General features: G+C 65.6%; 14 protein-coding genes. 9 read left to right on the top strand and 5 right to left on the bottom strand.

Features of this window, described 5'->3' with window-relative positions; translation table 11 throughout:
- On the bottom strand, positions 1-1,194 hold the full coding sequence (dapE, locus tag AAFN84_RS09695) for a succinyl-diaminopimelate desuccinylase (RefSeq protein ID WP_347514349.1): 1,194 nt from the start codon (positions 1,192-1,194) through the stop codon (positions 1-3).
- Between the two features lie 171 nt (positions 1,195-1,365).
- On the opposite strand from dapE, the gene AAFN84_RS09690 reads away from it, so the two are divergent.
- The 7 genes from AAFN84_RS09690 (at position 1,366) to AAFN84_RS09660 (ending at position 9,981) form a co-directional block, all read left to right on the top strand.
- Complete coding sequence (locus AAFN84_RS09690; RefSeq protein ID WP_347514348.1) at positions 1,366-2,988, top strand: EAL domain-containing protein; 1,623 nt, start codon at positions 1,366-1,368, stop codon at positions 2,986-2,988.
- 86 nt (positions 2,989-3,074) lie between these two features.
- Complete coding sequence (locus AAFN84_RS09685) at positions 3,075-5,891, top strand: [protein-PII] uridylyltransferase (RefSeq protein WP_347514347.1); 2,817 nt, start codon at positions 3,075-3,077, stop codon at positions 5,889-5,891.
- 28 nt (positions 5,892-5,919) lie between these two features.
- Positions 5,920-7,506, top strand: a complete 1,587-nt coding sequence (murJ, locus tag AAFN84_RS09680) for a murein biosynthesis integral membrane protein MurJ (protein WP_347514346.1) — start codon at positions 5,920-5,922, stop codon at positions 7,504-7,506.
- A gap of 118 nt (positions 7,507-7,624) precedes the next feature.
- Complete coding sequence (gene trpS / locus AAFN84_RS09675; protein ID WP_347514345.1) at positions 7,625-8,692, top strand: tryptophan--tRNA ligase; 1,068 nt, start codon at positions 7,625-7,627, stop codon at positions 8,690-8,692.
- Positions 8,685-8,807 carry a hypothetical protein gene (locus AAFN84_RS09670; protein WP_347514344.1) on the top strand — a complete coding sequence of 41 codons (123 nt, stop codon included), beginning with the start codon at positions 8,685-8,687 and terminating at the stop codon, positions 8,805-8,807. Before trpS ends, AAFN84_RS09670 begins: the two co-directional genes overlap by 8 nt.
- Positions 8,789-9,280, top strand: a complete 492-nt coding sequence (locus AAFN84_RS09665; RefSeq protein WP_347514343.1) for a universal stress protein — start codon at positions 8,789-8,791, stop codon at positions 9,278-9,280. Before AAFN84_RS09670 ends, AAFN84_RS09665 begins: the two co-directional genes overlap by 19 nt.
- Positions 9,281-9,399: 119 nt before the next feature.
- Complete coding sequence (locus tag AAFN84_RS09660; protein ID WP_347514342.1) at positions 9,400-9,981, top strand: NifU family protein; 582 nt, start codon at positions 9,400-9,402, stop codon at positions 9,979-9,981.
- A gap of 92 nt (positions 9,982-10,073) precedes the next feature.
- Here AAFN84_RS09660 and AAFN84_RS09655 read toward each other — a convergent pair whose 3' ends face one another.
- Positions 10,074-10,691: a L,D-transpeptidase gene (locus AAFN84_RS09655; RefSeq protein ID WP_347514341.1), complete on the bottom strand. Its 618-nt coding sequence runs from the start codon at positions 10,689-10,691 to the stop codon at positions 10,074-10,076.
- Between the two features lie 299 nt (positions 10,692-10,990).
- Here AAFN84_RS09655 and AAFN84_RS09650 point away from each other — a divergent pair, with 299 nt between their 5' ends.
- A complete protein-coding gene (locus tag AAFN84_RS09650) occupies positions 10,991-11,491 on the top strand; it encodes an MmcB family DNA repair protein (protein ID WP_347514340.1) in 501 nt (166 codons plus the stop codon).
- A gap of 52 nt (positions 11,492-11,543) precedes the next feature.
- Positions 11,544-11,666 carry a hypothetical protein gene (locus tag AAFN84_RS09645; protein WP_347514339.1) on the top strand — a complete coding sequence of 41 codons (123 nt, stop codon included), beginning with the start codon at positions 11,544-11,546 and terminating at the stop codon, positions 11,664-11,666.
- Positions 11,667-11,803: 137 nt separating this feature from the next.
- Here the strand turns inward: AAFN84_RS09645 and AAFN84_RS09640 are convergent, their stop codons facing one another.
- The 3 genes from AAFN84_RS09640 to hrpB form a co-directional block, all read right to left on the bottom strand.
- Complete coding sequence (locus AAFN84_RS09640) at positions 11,804-12,370, bottom strand: ActR/PrrA/RegA family redox response regulator transcription factor (RefSeq protein WP_347514338.1); 567 nt, start codon at positions 12,368-12,370, stop codon at positions 11,804-11,806.
- 69 nt (positions 12,371-12,439) lie between these two features.
- Positions 12,440-13,756, bottom strand: a complete 1,317-nt coding sequence (locus tag AAFN84_RS09635; RefSeq protein ID WP_347514337.1) for an ActS/PrrB/RegB family redox-sensitive histidine kinase — start codon at positions 13,754-13,756, stop codon at positions 12,440-12,442.
- A gap of 42 nt (positions 13,757-13,798) precedes the next feature.
- Positions 13,799-16,495, bottom strand: a complete 2,697-nt coding sequence (gene hrpB / locus AAFN84_RS09630; protein ID WP_347514336.1) for an ATP-dependent helicase HrpB — start codon at positions 16,493-16,495, stop codon at positions 13,799-13,801.
- Between the last annotated feature and the right edge of the window lie 265 nt (positions 16,496-16,760).

The following is a 16,760-nucleotide window of genomic DNA, read 5'->3' as shown; positions in this document are numbered from 1 at the left end:
TCAGGAGAACCAGTCTTCCAGGAAGCGCTGGTAGATCTGCGTCAGCGTCTCGAGGTCGGCGACCGCCACGCGCTCGTCCACCATATGCATGGTCTGCCCGACGAGGCCGAATTCGACCACGGGACAATAATCCTTGATGAAGCGGCCATCGGACGTGCCGCCCGACGTCGTAAGCTGCGGCTTGCGCCCAGTGACCGCCTCGACGGACGCGCCGAGCGCGGCGGTCAGCTTTTCGTTGCGGGTCAGGAAGACCGGGCTCGGCCGGTCGCGCCAGACGAGGTCGAACGCGATCTTTTCTTCGCGGCCGGGCCGCAGTTCGGTCCTGCCTGCGGCACGCTCCAGCCGGTTGCGGATTTCCGCCTGCAGCGTCTCGACGCTCCACGTATCGTTGAAGCGGATGTTGAACGAAGCCTTCGCCCTGGCAGGAAGAACGTTGAGCGCCGGATTGCCGACGTCGATCGTCGTTACTTCGAGATTGGTGGCCTGAAAATCCCCGGTGCCTTCGTCGAAGGCAGGATGCAGCAGCGCTTCGACCAGCGTGACCATGCCGCGCACTGCATTGTCGGCGAGATGAGGGTAGGCGGCGTGGCCCTGGCGTCCGTGGACCACGATGTCGGCCGACATCGAGCCGCGCCGGCCGATCTTGATGGCGTCGCCGAGCGTGTTCGGGTTCGTCGGTTCGCCCACGACGGACGCATCCCACGTCTCGCCGCGCTTGGCCGCCCATTCGAGCAGCTTGTCGGTACCGTTGATGGCGGGACCTTCCTCATCGCCCGTGATGAGCAGCGAGACGGAGCCCTTGAGCGGGCCGTTCTTTTCCAGATGGCGCGCCACGGCGGCGACGAAACAGGCAATACCGCCCTTCATGTCTACGGCGCCGCGCCCATACATCATGCCATCATGGATTTCGGCGCCGAACGGCGGGTGCGTCCAGGCGGCTTCGTCGCCGACCGGCACGACGTCGGTGTGGCCCGCGAACATCAGATGCGGGCCGTTGCCCGACAGTCTTGCGTAGAGGTTCTCGATATCCGGCGTGCCGTCAGCGGAAAATACCGGCCTGTCGACGGCGAAACCCATCGGGCTGATCATCTCGTGCAGGGCCGACAAGGCGCCACCTTCGGCCGGCGTCACCGACGGGCAGCGGATGAGGGTCGCGAGATTGGCGGCGGGGTCGGTTGGAAATTGGGTGCTCATAGGGCGCAGGGATAGTCCAAAGCGCGCGCCCTGTCACCGGTTAACGCGGCGCTTCGATGAGGCCAGGAAAGGCGCGGTCTGAAACGATGCAGGGCGACGTTGGGGAAGCATGATCTTAACTCCCGCTTGAGTTTTTCGTGATGTTGTGGAGGCTGATCGGGGGATCGTTGAATGGCGAAATTTGTCAGCGTCTTCATATCGCCGGCCTACAGGCGGTTCATCGCCCTGCTTGCCTGGACGCTGACCTTTCTCGTCGCGATGGGGTTCGCAGGCTCGATAGCGCTCCAGCAGACGTCGGAAACGATGGAGGCGGAGGCCGGAATCGTCGCCGAGCACTTCGTCAGGCTGCGCGAGAACCTGGTTTCGACGTTCGACGTCATGCACGAGACGGTTACCGCCGCGCCATGCACGCCTGCATTTGCAGAGCAGCTTCGACGCGTCGCCTATCTGCCCGATGGCCTAAACGAGTTCCTCTACGCGCCGGGCGGCCGGGCGCAATGCTCGACACGTATCGACAGATTTGAGCAGCCGATCGAACTCGGCCACGCCGACTTTGTCGTCAGTGGCGCAACGGGCATCAAGCTCTGGATCGACCAGGACCTCACCTTCGTTGGCCTGTCCGGGGAACGTGGGTCGATCGCGCTCAGCGAACCGTTCGCCACCGTCGTTCCGCACCAGCAGGTCGATTTGGGGTCGCCCGACTGGCTGTCGCTCCAGGTGATCCTTCGATCGGGCGATGCGGCGTGGTGGCACCGCAGCGGCGTCGAAGGCATCTACGACCGCATCCTCGACCCGCAGGCCGGCGGCGTCCTGTCCGGTCGCCTGGCAACGCTGGTATGTGACGAGAACGGGCCGCACTGCATCGCGGCCGAGGCCGACCTGCCGGTGCTGCTGGGTGCCAATCTCGACCTCGTCGCCGTGGCCGCGCTCCTCGCCGTTCTGGTGGCAAGTGGCGTGACGCGCTTCACCAACGGCATGATCGCGAGCTATTGGTCTTTCGAGGCGCGCTTCCGGCGCCATCTTGATGCCGGGTCGATCGTCTGCGCCTACCAGCCGGTGATGGAACTCGAGACCGGCGAGATCAACGGCTGCGAAGTCCTTGCGCGGTGGCGCGACGTCGACGACCGGATCGTCTTCCCGGACCGCTTCATCGACATCGTCGAGCGCAACGGCATGACCCTGCGCTTCACGGAACTGGTGGCCCAGCGCGCCTTCGAGGAACTGAGCGCGACGCTGCCGGAGGGCAAGCGGCTCCAGGTCAACTTCAACATCTTCCCGCGCGATCTCGACAGCGACCGCCTGGCGCGCATCTTCTCGTGCTTCGCAAGCCAGCCGGAGCGCTTCGAGGTGGTGCTGGAAATCATCGAGAGCGACCAGATACCGCCGAACGCGCAACGCGAGATCGAGCGTCTGAGGCGTCTCGGCATCCGGACCTATATCGACGATTTCGGCACCGGCTACTCCAACATGCAGAACCTGGCGGCGCTGTCCGTCGACGGGGTGAAACTCGATCGCGCTTTCGCCATGGCGCCCGACAACTCGATGATGGCGCGCATGCTCAGCCACGCCGTCGAGATGATCCACGCAACCGGACGCGTGATGGTGGTCGAAGGAGTAGAGACGGCGGAAAGGCTGGCGCTGCTGCGCGAAATGAGCGCCCGCATCGACTACGTGCAGGGCTATTTCATCTCCCGGCCCCTCGATATCGCTGCATTCGTGGCTTTCCTGACGCCCGAACCTGTGTCGCTGGCCGAACGCAAGAAGAAGGCGGGGCTGGAAGTCGTGGCCGCCTGATGCGATCTCGCCCCACCCATACCCAAACAATGCAAATCGCGCTATAGACGCCGCCGCAACGGCATACGGCTCCAAGACCGGCAGGCATGGCAAAGATACCCCTCAAGCTCGAAGAGATCGTCGACGGCGCGGCCCTGCGCCATGACATGAGCGCGCTGACCGCGAAAACCGGCGGCGACGGTTCGCGCACGGAAGTGCGCGCAGAACTCATCCGGCTCCTCAAGCAGCGGCTGGCGCAGGGGCGTGCGGTCGCCGAAACCATGCTGATGGCCGATGGCGGGGGCACGGCATGCGCGGCACGCCTGTCCCATCTCATGGACGAGACCATCGCCGCGCTGTACGTCTTCGCGGTTCGCCACGTCTACCAGTCGGACAATCCGTCATCGGCGGAGCGCATGTCGGTCGTCGCCGTGGGCGGCTATGGCCGTGGCACGCTCGCGCCGGGGTCCGACATCGACCTCCTGTTCGTGCTGCCCTACAAGCAGACGCCGTGGGGCGAGCAGATCGTCGAATACATTCTCTACGTGCTGTGGGACCTTGGCCTCAAGGTCGGCCACGCCACCCGCAACATCGACGAATGCATCCGCCTGTCGCGCTCCGACGTCACCATCCGGACCTCGATCCTGGAGGCGCGGTTCGTCACTGGCGACGAGGCGCTTTTCGAGACGCTCGTGCAGCGTTTCGACCAGGAGGTGGTGAAGGATACCGGGCCTGAATACGTTCAGGCCAAGCTCGCGGAGCGCGACGAGCGCCATGCCAGGGGCGGCGAAAGCCGCTATCTCGTGGAGCCCAACGTCAAGGAGGGCAAGGGCGGCCTGCGCGACCTGCATACGCTGTTCTGGATCGGCAAATATTACTACCGCGTGCGCACCGCCGAGGAACTGGTCGACAAGGGCGTCTTCACACGCAAGGAATATCTCCAGTTCCGCAAGGCGGAGGACTTCCTGTGGGCGGTGCGCTGCCACATGCACTTCCTGACCGAGCGGGCCGAGGAACGGCTGCATTTCGACATCCAGCGCGAGATTGCCGCCCGCCTGGGCTACAACAGCCATCCCGGACTGTCGGATGTCGAGCGCTTCATGAAGCACTACTTCCTCACCGCCAAAACGGTGGGCGACCTGACGCGCATCTTCTGCGCCGCGCTGGAGGAGGAGCAGGCCAAGCATGTGCCCGGCTTCAACCGCATCTTCCTGAACTTCTCGCGGCGCAAGCGCAAGCTGGCCGGCACCAGCGATTTCATCGTCGACAATCACCGCATCAACGTGGCCGACGAGGACGTCTTCCAGCGTGACCCCGTCAATCTCCTGCGGCTGTTCTGGTTCGCCGACCGGCACGGGCTGGAATACCACCCCGACGCGCTGAAACTGCTGACGCGTTCGCTGAAGCTGGTGGACCGCAATCTTCGCCGCAACGAGGAAGCAAACCGTCTGTTCATGGACGTGCTGACCTCGGACCGCGATCCGGAGCTCAATCTTCACCGCATGAACGAGGCCGGCCTGCTCGGCAAGCTCATCCCCGACTTCAACAAGATCGTGGCGATGATGCAGTTCAACATGTACCACCACTACACCGTCGACGAGCATCTCATCCGCTGCGTCGGTGTGCTGTCGCAGATCGAACAGGGTGTGGCGGAAGGGGTCCATCCGCTGGCGCACTCGCTGATGCCGAGCCTGCGGTCGCATCGCGACATGCTCTACGTGGCGGTGCTATTCCACGACATCGCCAAGGGCAGGCCGGAGGACCACTCCGAAGCAGGCGCCAAGATCGCCCGCCGCCTGTGCCCCCACATGGGGTTCAACGCCAGCGACACCGAGACCATCGCGTGGCTGATCCAGAACCATCTCGCCATGTCGATGACGGCCCAGACGCGCGACCTCAACGACCGCAAGACCATCCAGGACTTTGCCGACGTGGTGCAGTCGGTCGAGCGGCTCAAGATGCTGCTGGTGCTCACCGTGTGCGACATCCGCGGCGTCGGGCCGGGCGTATGGAACGGCTGGAAGGGCCAGCTATTGCGCACGCTCTACTACGAGACCGAACTGCAACTGACCGGCGGCTTTTCGGAGGTCTCGCGTGCCAAGCGGGGGGAGCAGGCACGCCAGATGCTCGAAGCGGCGATGGACGACTGGCCCGCCGACGATCGCGAGCGCTATCTGGGGCTGCACTACGACAATTACCTGCTGACGGTCGATCTTGACGACCAGTTGCGCCATTCCGCGTTCATCCGCGAGGTCGATACCGCCGGCAAGAGACTGGCGACGATGGTGCGCACCCATCAGTTCGAGGGAGTGACCGAGATCACCGTGCTGTCGCCGGACCACCCGCGCCTGCTGTCGGTGATCGCCGGCGCCTGCGCGGCGGCCGGCGCCAACATCGTCGACGCGCAGATCTTCACCACCACCGATGGCAGGGCGCTGGACACGATCCTGATCTCGCGCGAATTCGACATGGACGAGGATGAGCGCCGCCGCGCCGAGCGCGTCGGACGGCTGATCGAGGACGTGCTGTCGGGCAAGAGCTACCTGCCTGAGATGATCGAAAAGCGCACCAAGCCGAAGCGCGGCTCGCGCGCATTCCGTGTCGCACCGCGCGCCGAAGTGCGCAACGCGCTGTCGAATCGCTTCTCCGTCATTGAGGTGAAGGGCCTGGATCGTCCGGGCCTGCTGTCGGAAATCACCGGTGCGATCTCGGACCTGTCTCTCGACATCGCCTCGGCGCACATCACTACCTTCGGCGAAAAGGTCATCGACACTTTCTACGTCACCGACCTGACGGGGCAGAAGATCGAGAACACCACCCGACAGGCGTCCATCCGCAGCCGGCTGATCGCGGTGATGGCCGGCACGACCGCGGAGCGTGGCGGCAATCGCGGCACGGCCGGCGCCAAAGCCGCCGCAGAATGAACGTCTGCAGCTTGGGAGTGCTGCTCGCATGAGCCTCGTCGGGAAATTCGCCACCGTGGGCGGTGCCACCTCGCTGAGCCGCGTCGCCGGCTTCGTGCGCGAGGCGCTGATCGGCGCAGCCCTCGGCGCCGGCCCGGTGGCCGATGCCTTCTATGCCGCGTTCCGCTTCCCGAACCTGTTCAGGCGGCTGTTTGCGGAAGGCGCCTTCAACACGGCCTTCGTGCCGCTCTTCGCCAAGGAACTCGAGGGTGGCGGGTCGCAAGCGGCCCGGCAGTTTGCCGAAGACGTGCTGGCGGTGCTGGTGTCGGCGCTGCTGCTGGTCTCCGCGCTCGCCATACTGGCGATGCCCTTTCTCGTTGAATGGGTCATTGCGCCGGGCTTTGCGGAAGACCCTGCCAAGTTCGACCTGACGGTCGTGCTCACGCGCGTCATGTTCCCGTACCTGTTCTGCATGTCGCTGGTGGCGATGCTGTCAGGCATCCTCAACTCGATGCGGCACTATTTCCTCGCCGCCTTCGTGCCGATCCTGCTGAACGTCATCCTGATCGGCGTGCTGTTTGTCGCGTTGAACCAGGGCCTCGATGCGTCGCAGACCGGGCTGTGGCTCGCCTGGGGCGTGTTTGCCTCGGGGCTCGCGCAGCTCGGCTTCCTGTTCTGGGGCGTGCGGAGGCAGGGCTTCTCGATGCGGCTGCGGATGCCGAAGCTGACGCCCGACGTCAGGCAGCTTCTGGTGCTGATGGGGCCGGCGCTGCTGACCGGTGGCGTGACGCAGATCAACCTGCTCGTCGGCCAGATCATTGCATCGGCGCAGGCCGGCGCGATCGCGCTGCTGAACTATGCCGACCGGCTCAACCAGCTTCCGCTGGGCGTGATCGGCATCGCCATCGGCGTCGTGCTGCTGCCGGAACTGGCGCGCTCCCTGAAAGCCGGTGATCTGGCGGATGCCGAGCACCTGCAGAACCGTTCGCTGGAGTTCGCCCTCGGCCTCACTTTGCCTGCCGCGGTGGGCTTCATCGTCTTCGCCGACCCGCTGATCAGCATCGTCTACGAACGCGGCGCGTTTACCGCCGAAACGACGGCAATGACCGCCGCGGCGCTTGCAGCCTTCGCCACCGGCCTTCCGGCCTATGTGCTGATCAAGGTATTTTCGCCGGCCTATTTCGCCCGCCTCGACATGAAGAGCCCGATGTGGTTCTCGATGGCTGCTGTGATGGCGAACGTCATCGGAAGCTTTGCGCTTTTCCCTCTCTATGGCCATGTCGGCATCGCGCTGGCGACGTCGCTGGCGGCATGGCTGAACTTTGCCCTTCTGGCGGGGGTGCTGTGGTACCGGGGCGATTTCCGGCCATCGTCCGTCACGCTTCGCCGCGTGGCGGTGATCGTGGTGGCAAGCGTGGCGATGGGCGCGGTCGTCTATGCGCTGGATGCGCTGCTTGCGGCGTGGTTGTCCAGCCCGTCGCTGCTGCCGCGACTGGCGGCAGTCCTAGGCACGATCGGCATCGCGGCGATCGTCTACTTCGCGATCGTCATCCTGGCCGGCGGCGTCGACCGGCGCGAGCTGGCACGGGCGTTCCGGCGCAGGCGCAAGGCCCCGCCTACGCCGCCCGCGGCGTGATCTTGTCGAGCGCGCAATTCACGCCGCCACTTGATACTCGGCCCGGCTTCCGCCATAAGCCCCTCGCGTTTTCGCCCTCGCCTGAAACGAGGCCCTCCACCAGCCCCGGACCGCACACATGAACACGTTCAAGCCTCTCGTCTTCTCGGGCGTCCAGCCCACCGGCAATCTCCACCTCGGCAACTATCTCGGTGCGATCCGCAAGTTCGTCGCGCTGCAGGAGAGCCATGACTGCATCTACTGCGTCGTCGACCTGCATTCGATCACCGCGCAACTCGTCCACGAGGACCTGAAGGGTCAGACACGCTCGATCACGGCCGCGTTCCTCGCCGCCGGCATCGATCCCACGAAGCACATCGTCTTCAACCAGGCGCGGGTGATGCAGCATGCGGAACTCGCCTGGATCTTCAATTGCGTGGCGCGCATCGGCTGGATGAACCGCATGACGCAGTTCAAGGACAAGGCCGGCAAGGACCGCGAGAACGCCTCGCTCGGCCTGCTGGCCTATCCAAGCCTGATGGCGGCCGACATCCTCGTCTATCGCGCCACGCACGTGCCGGTCGGCGATGACCAGAAGCAGCATCTGGAACTGACCCGCGACATTGCCGCCAAGTTCAACAACGATTTTTCCAAGCGGATCGGCGAGCTTGGCGTCGGCGTCGAGATGACGGTGGGCGAGGAGACGGTCAACGGCTTCTTCCCGCTGACCGAGCCGCTGATCGAGGGGCCGGCGACGCGCGTGATGAGCCTGCGCGACGGCGCCAAGAAGATGTCGAAGTCGGACCCGTCGGACCTGTCGCGCATCAACCTGACCGACGATGCAGACACGATCGCCAAGAAGATCCGCAAGGCCAAGACCGACCCGGCGCCGCTGCCCTCCGAAATGGAGGGGCTGAAGGAGCGCCCTGAAGCCGAGAACCTGGTGGGCATATACGCCGCGCTTTCGGAGCGCAGCCGCGAGGACGTGATTGCCGAATATGGCGGGCAGCAGTTTTCGGTGTTCAAGCCGGCGCTGGCCGACCTAGCCGTGGACAAGCTCGCGCCGATCGCCGCCGAGATGCGGCGCATTTCGGCCGACACGGCCTATGTCGATGCTGTCTTGCGAGACGGCGGCGAGCGCGCGGGCGCCCTCGCCGAGACGACGATGAAGACCGTGCGCGAGATCATCGGCCTGCTGGATGACTGATCTGCGCGCAAGCGCGACACGCGAGGCGCTTGCCCGTCGCCTCGCCCGGTGGCAGATTGCCGCCGAGAACGCGCACCGCCTGGTGCAGGAGGGGACATGGTATCGAAACGCCTGATCCGGGAAGCCGGCCACCGGCGCAAGTTTCTCGCGATCGTCGACGACACGCCTGAAGCCGAGCGCGCCATTGCCTATGCATCGCGGCGCGCCCATTCGACGGGCGGCGTGCTCGTGCTGCTCTACGTGATCGAACCCGGCGACTTCCAGCACTGGCTGGGCGTGGAGCAGATCATGCGCGAGGAATCACGCGCGACGGCTGCCGCCGCGCTCGACGCACACGCCGCCAGAGTGCGCGAGACGGTCGGCGTAGAGCCGGAACTCGTGATCAAGGATGGCACCCCGACCGAGGAAATCCACAAGCTGATCGAGGAAGACCAGGACATCGCGATCCTGGTGCTGGCGGCCGGCAGCGCCAAGGAAGGCCCAGGACCGCTCGTCACGTCAGTTGCCGGCAAGGGCGCGGCCTTTCCGATTCCCGTCACCGTGGTGCCGATGAACCTGTCGGACGAGGACATTGAAAGCCTGGCATGATTGCTTTCCGGCGGGGCAATCACCATATCATGGCAAGGCATGTCGGACGTTTGGTGCTTGCAGTCGGGTTCAGATCGGCCTATTTAGAACAATTCCAAACTAATTGACGGAGAACGTCGATGTTCATCCAGACCGAAGCGACGCCGAATCCCTCGACGCTCAAGTTCCTGCCCGGCAAGGTGGTGCTCGAGGAAGGGACGGCTGATTTCCGTGAAGCCCAGGCCGCGCGCGAGGCATCCTCGCTTGCCGGACGGCTGTTCGATGTACCCGGCGTTGTCGGTGTTTTCTTCGGCTACGACTTCGTGACCGTGACCAAGGAAGAGGGCCCCGAGTGGCAGCACCTCAAGCCGGCGCTGCTGGGTGCGATCATGGAGCATTTCATGTCCGGCCAGCCGGTCATGGCATCGCAGCAGTCGATCGGCGACAGCGAGGCCGCGGCCGTCGGCGAAGAATTCTACGACAAGGAAGACGAAGAGATCGTACTGACGATCAAGGAGCTTCTGGATACGCGCGTGCGTCCGGCTGTCGCCCAGGATGGCGGCGACATCACCTTCCGCGGCTTCGAGAACGGCACCGTCTTCCTGCACATGAAGGGCGCATGCGCCGGTTGCCCGTCCTCGACGGCGACCCTCAAGCATGGCATCCAGAACCTGCTTCGCCATTTCGTGCCCGAGGTGCAGCAGGTCGAGCAGATTTCCTGAGCCTCGAACGACTCACAACCGACAACAAAAAACCGGGCGCGATGGCCCGGTTTTTTGTTTGCGACGTCAGTTGTTGCCCAGACGGTTCGCAGTCAGCTCACGATGACCTTGGCGCCGTTCTCGGCGCGATTGTAGAGGTCGATGATGTCCTGGTTCATCAGGCGGATGCAGCCTGACGACATCGCCTTGCCGATGGACGCCCATTCCGGCGTGCCATGCAGGCGGTAGCCGGTATCGCCGCTCTTGTTGAACAGATAGAGCGCGCGTGCGCCGAGCGGGTTCTGCAGCCCGCCGGGCTGTCCGCCGCGCCATTTGGCCAGTTCCGGCTGGCGCTTGATCATTGCCGCCGGCGGCGTCCAGACAGGCCATTCGCGCTTCATCGAGATGCGCGCCGTGCCGGACCATTCGAAGCCTTCGCGGCCGACGCCGATGCCATAGCGCATCGCCTTGCCGTCGGGCATCACGAGGTAGAGGAACTTTTCGCCGGTATCGACGATGATGGTGCCCGGCTGTTCCCTGGTGTCATAGTTGACCACCTGGCGATGGAACTGGCGCGGAACACGCTCGATCGGGATGCGCGGAAGCTGGTAGCCGGCATCCGTTGTGGAGCCATAGGATGCCGTGTAGACCGACATGCCGCCGGTGGTGCATCCCGCCAGAGCGGTGGCAGCGCCCAGCGCCGCGACGATCAGCATTTTCTTCATACGCATGTCGATACCCTGAACCCAGTCGGCTTTCGGCCCGATTCGGACCACATTTTCACCATGATCCTGTTTGGCTCACCTCACTGCATTTGCCAAGTGGCACAGGCGGCTCGGAGGGCCCCGGCCGCATGGTTGCTTGTGCCATATGGTATTTCGGCAACATTATCACGCATCCGTGAAGCAAGCGCGGGATGATCGGGGCGTGCTCGAAGCCGAATGCAAACAGAAAGCAAAATGTCAGGAGCCGCCCGGCCGCGCCGGGACAGGGCTTCAACCTGCCGGGGTTTGATGGCATTGTCCCGCTTATGCCGATCATTTCGCCGACTCCGCTGAACCCGCTGCTCGACGGTCGCCAGTCCGAGCGCGCCATGGTGGTACGCCGTGGCGTCCAGCGCCTGCTGGTCGCGATGGGCGCGGTGGTGATCCCGGAAATCTCGCTGTCGACAGGCAGGCGGGCCGACCTCGTGGCGCTGACCCGCAAGGGAGACATCTGGATCATCGAGGTGAAGTCGTCGATCGAGGACTTTCGCGTCGACCGCAAATGGCCGGAGTACCGGCTGCATTCCGACCGCTTCTTCTTCGCCACGCATCCGGCCGTTCCAGCCGAAATCTTCCCGCAGGAATGCGGCTTCATCCTCTCGGACGGCTACGGCGCCGAGATCATGCGCGACGCCCCGGAGCATCGCATGACGGCTGCCACGCGCAAGGCGCTGATGCTGCGCATCGCGCGCGCCGGTGCGGCACGGCTGACGGCGGCTGAAATAGCGGGGGTCGCGATCCCGGCGCTCGAAGGCGAGAGCGAATAAGGGCGATTCCTCAATACTAGACCATGATAGGAGCGGGAGTCAGAGGGCGCGTATGAAAGGACTGTGGTGGACGTTCGTGTTGGTAATGGGAGTCGGCTATTCGATCTGGGAACTCAGCCTCTTTCCGCTTTTCCTGATGTTGGTTATTGGCTGGCTTCTGGCACACTATCTCTGATGCTCGTCGCGTTTCTATGTTCTCCCTCTGAACGGCCTAGTCCCCGACTGTCGCGCCACCCCTCATCGCCCTGCCGTGCACTTCTCCCCGTAAACGGGGAGAAGAGAGGCTGAATCTCAGCTTCCGCCAATCTTCCGCTAACGTGGCGCGCGTTTGGCGAGAATGCGTTGCAGTGTCCGGCGGTGCATGTTCAGCCGGCGGGCGGTTTCCGAGACGTTGCGGTCGCACATCTCGTAGACGCGCTGGATGTGTTCCCAGCGCACGCGGTCGGCCGACATCGGGTTTTCCGGCGGGGCGACCTTCTCGTTGGTGGTCCGCGTCAGCGCGGCGAAGATGTCGTCCGCGTCGGCCGGCTTCGACAAATAGTCGATGGCGCCGAGCTTGACCGCCGTGACGGCCGTGGCGATGTTGCCATAGCCGGTCAGGATGACGGTGCGCGAATCCTCCCGCTTCTCGCGGATCGCGGCAACGACATCGAGGCCGTTGCCGTCGCCCAGGCGCATGTCGACGACGGCATAGGCCGGCGCGGCGGACTTGATGCGGGTGATCGCCTCTTCGACACTCTCCGCCGTTTCCACCACGAAGCCGCGGCCCTCCATGGCGCGCGCCAGGCGCGTCAGAAACGGCTTGTCGTCCTCGACGATGAGCAGTGAGCGATCCTCGCCGAGGATTTCGGCGGGATCGTGGGCGGTTTCCTCGTTCATTCTTGTTACGTCCTGCTGTCTTTGGACCTTATCTATGCGAGTCTCGCCGGAAATTCCAATTCCCGCGCATCAGTAGCTGATTTCCAGTGCCTGGCCTGATGCGAGAAACGCCTCGCGCGGCCACGATACCCGCACAAGGGCGCCCTTGCCGGGCTCGCCGGCATTGCCGAAGCTCACTGTCGCGCCCGATCGCTCAAGCAGCGTCTTGGCGATGAACAGACCCAGCCCGAGGCCGCCGCCGCCTTCGCGCACGGTCCGCTTCGACATGTAGGGTTCGCCGATCCGGTCGATGATTTCGGCAGGAAAGCCGGGCCCGTCGTCGATGACGTTGAGTTCGACCTGCGTGTCGTCCCACCGCCAGCGCAGCACGACGGCCTCGCGGGCGAAGTCGACAGCGTTCTCCACGAGGTTGCCGAGGCCATAGATGACGCCGGCATTGCGCCGGCCCACCGGTTCAGCCCCGTCCCGGTCGCCGGGTTCCAGCTTGATCTGGATGCCGAAGTCGCGATGCGGCGCGATGACCTCCTCGATCAGCGATGTGAAGGGAAGCCGTGCCATGTGCACTTCACCCTCGCTCGACAGGCTTGTCAGCCGCTTGAGGATTTCGCGGCATCGCTCCGACTGCGAGCGCAACAGCGTGACGTCTTCCCTGAAGCGGGGATCGTCGCCAAGGGCGCGCTCCATCTCCTTGGCCACCAGCGTGATGGTGGCGAGCGGCGTGCCGAGTTCGTGCGCGGCGGCCGCCGCGAGCCCGTCGAGCGCCGACAGATGCTGCTCGCGCTGCAGGATCAGTTCGGTCGCCGACAGCGCGTTGGCCAGCAGCCTCGCTTCCTCGGCGACGCGATAGGCGTAGACCGCAGTAAACGCGATCGACGACACCACCGCCAGCCACATGCCCGCGACGTAAAGGAACGGCATGGCAAGGACCGTGCCGGAATACCACGGCAGCGGCAGGTGGATGAAGGCGAGTAGGCTCGCCATCGCCACTACGACGAGGCCGAGCAGCAATGTCCACCGCGCCGGCAACGAGGTTGCCGAGATGACCACCGGCACGATCATCAGCAGCGAGAACGGGTTGGTGAGGCCACCGGTCATGTAGAGCAGGCCGGCGAGCTGGAGCGCGTCGAACAGCAATATGCCCAGCGCGAACCGCGGCGGCAGGCGGTGGGCCGCAGGATAACGGAAGGCGAGGAACAGGTTGAGCCAGGCCGACAGCGCGATCAGAGCGAAGCACAGGCTGACGGGCAGCGGAAACTCGAGCCAGTAGGCGACGATCAGCACCGACGCGCTCTGGCCGACGATCGCCAGCCAGCGCAGGCGGATCAGCGTGTTGAGCCGCAGGTGATGGAATTCGAGCGGGTCGGGTCTGCCCAGTGTCGCTGCCATGATGGTCCCGTATATGCGCCGCCTGTCGCGGCGAGCCAAGTCCTATTTGCCGCGCGGCTTGGCGCGGCTGGTGGCCTGTGCCTCGAGAGGATTTTCGGGCCAGACATGCTTGGGATAACGCCCGCGCATGTCGGCGCGCACGTCGGCCCAGGAGCCGCGCCAGAATCCGGGAAGGTCGCGTGTGGTCTGGATCGGCCGGTGCGCCGGCGACAGCAGTTCCAGCGTCAGCGGGACCGTGTCGTTGGCGATCGCCGGATGGCGGTCGAGACCGAACAGTTCCTGGACGCGGATCGCCAGAACCGGGTGGTCCTCATCGTAGCGGATGGGGACGGAATTGCCGGACGGCGCGGAGAAATGGGTTGGCGCGAGTTGCCCGACGCGGCGCTGCAAATCATGCGGCACCAGTGACATCAGACCGTTGGACAGGACGTCGGCGCCGATGCGGGCCAACGAGGCTTCCCCCGTCAGGAACGGCAGGAGCCAGTCGTCGAGACGCGCGACCAGCCCGGCATCGCTCATGTCGGGCCAGGGATCGCCCAGGCCCCTGTGCAGCCAGGCGAGGCGGCGGCGCAAGATCGCGGTGCTTTTCTCCCAGTCGAGGATACCGAGCCCGTTGGCGCGAAGAGCCTCGATGACCGCGCGATCGGCATCCGGGCCCTTCGGTGCCGGCAACTGACGCTCGGCCAGCCTGATGGCGCCGAGGCGGACCGTCTCGCGCACGCGCACCGCGCGGCGTTCCCGGTCGAATAGGGTTTCAAGCGTCGTTTCCATGCGATCGGCCAACAGCGTCCGCAGGTCGTCTTCGGTGATCGCGGCAGCCGACGCGATGCGCGCGCCCTGCGCCTTGCCCTGCAGGTCTGCGACGACGAGAAACGCCTCGCGGGCAAGCGGCTCGGCGGCATCCAGCATCGCGCCACGACCGTTGGCGAGCACGAAGCGGCCGTAGTCGCCTCGCGCCCTGGCGACGCGATCCGGGTAGGCGAGCAGCAGCAGCGCGCCGGCGGAGGCTGGTATTGGTGTGTCTTCGGAAGATTCCGCATGGCGCGGTCGACCCCCACTCCGTCCCGCTGCGCGGGCCACCTCTCCCCCGCTCGACGGGGGAGAGGAAATGCGCTGCCGCAAACTCGGCGCTTTTCCATCCTGGGTTCCTCTCCCCCGTCGAGCGGGGGAGAGGTGGTCGGCGAAGCCGATCGGAGTGGGGGTCGATCCGGCTTTGAAAGTCCCTGTCACGGATGCGGAAGCTTCTCTCGAAGAACCAGTCAGCGATTGCCCGATCCTCTCCGCCATCTTTCGCGCCGCCTGCGCGCGGGGCGAGCGGTCGGAGCGGAAGCGCGACAGGCGCTGGTCGAGGTCGATCGAGGTGCCGCCGAGACCGCGCTCTGTCAGGAGCACGGCCAGTTCGGCCGCCGTGCGCCTGTCGTCGGCGACGGCCACCATTTGCGCCAGCCGGACCGGCAGCGACAGGCGACGCATCATGGCGCCGGTCGCGGTGAGCCGTCCGTCGGTGTCGAGCGCGCCGAGTTCGCCGAGCAGCTCGCGCGCCTCGGCAAGGGCCGGCGCCGGCGGGGGATCGAGGAACGACAGCGCGGTGGGGTCGGTGACGCCGAATGCAGCGCAGTCGAGCACCATGCCCGACAGGTCGGCCTCGGCGATCTCGGGAGGCGCGAATGCCGGCAGGCCGGCGGTCTGCTCGGCGCGCCACAGGCGCAGCGCCACGCCCGGCTCGGTGCGCCCGGCGCGGCCTGCGCGCTGGTCGGCGGATGCGCGGCTGGCGCGAACCGTTTCCAGCCGGGTCAGGCCGGTTGCGGGCTCGAATTTCGGCAGCCGCGACAGGCCCGAATCGATCACGACGCGAACGCCGTCGATGGTGATCGAGGTCTCGGCGATCGACGTCGCAAGCACGATCTTGCGCCTGCCGGCAGGCGCCGGGCGGATGGCCGCGTCCTGCGCCTTGCCGTCGAGGCCGCCGAAGAGCGGCACGATGTCGACATCGGCGCCAACGCGTCCGGCGAGCTGCTCCGCGGTGCGCTCAATCTCGCGCTGGCCGGGCAGGAAGGCTAAGATGCTGCCGGGCTCAGTAGCGAGTATGTCGCGACAGGCCGAGGCCACGGCGTCCTCGATGCGCAAGTCGGCAGACCGCTCTCGGTGTCGGATCTCGACCGGAAAGGCGCGACCCTGGCTTTCGATCACCGGCGCGTCGCCCAGCAGTGCGGCAACGCGCGCGCCATCCAGCGTGGCTGACATGACCAGCAGGCGCAAATCCGGCCGCAGCGCGCCCTGAACGTCGAGAGCGAGCGCGAGGCCGAAATCGCCGTCCAGCGATCGCTCGTGAAACTCGTCGAAAACGATGGCGGCGATGCCCGGCAGCTCGGCGTCGTCGAGGATCATGCGCGCCAGGACGCCCTCGGTGACGACGAGGATGCGGGTCTTCGCCGAGACGCGGCTTTCCATGCGCATCGCGTAGCCGACCGTGCCGCCGGGCTCCTCGCCCAGAAGCGATGCCATCCGCCGCGCCGCGGCGCGCGCGGCCAGCCTGCGCGGCTCCAGGAGCAGGATGCGCCCGTCAGCGCGCCATGGCGCGGCGAGCAGCGCGAGCGGCACGAGCGTGGTCTTGCCGGCGCCGGGCGGTGCGACAAGCACCGCGCTCGACCTGGCCGCCAGCGCGTCGGCCAGTTGCGGCAGCACGGCGTGGACGGGAAGTGCTTCGATGCCGGACGAGCCGGCTGGGTGGTTGCTCATCGCATGAAAAATCCCGCCGCCGGTTCTGGCGGCGAGGCGGGAATATCATCGGGGGAAAGGTGCTGGCAATGCGAGGGGTGTCTTGGGCGTGTGACGGGATCGAAGGCTTCGTGAGGAGGGTGACGCGTTTGGCGGCGCCGAGCACCCCCTCTCCGACCCGCTACGCGGGCCACCTCTCCCCCAGAGGGGGCGAGGAACCTAGGCTGGTTAGGGGGCGAGGAACCCAAGCTGGATGAGCGCTTACATCGCGGCAGCGCTTTTCCTC

This window comes from Mesorhizobium sp. CAU 1741, from assembly GCF_039839275.1.
In the GTDB taxonomy this organism is placed as follows: Bacteria; Pseudomonadota; Alphaproteobacteria; order Rhizobiales; family Rhizobiaceae; genus Aerobium.
This window is presented reverse-complemented; position numbering and strand designations above follow the sequence as displayed.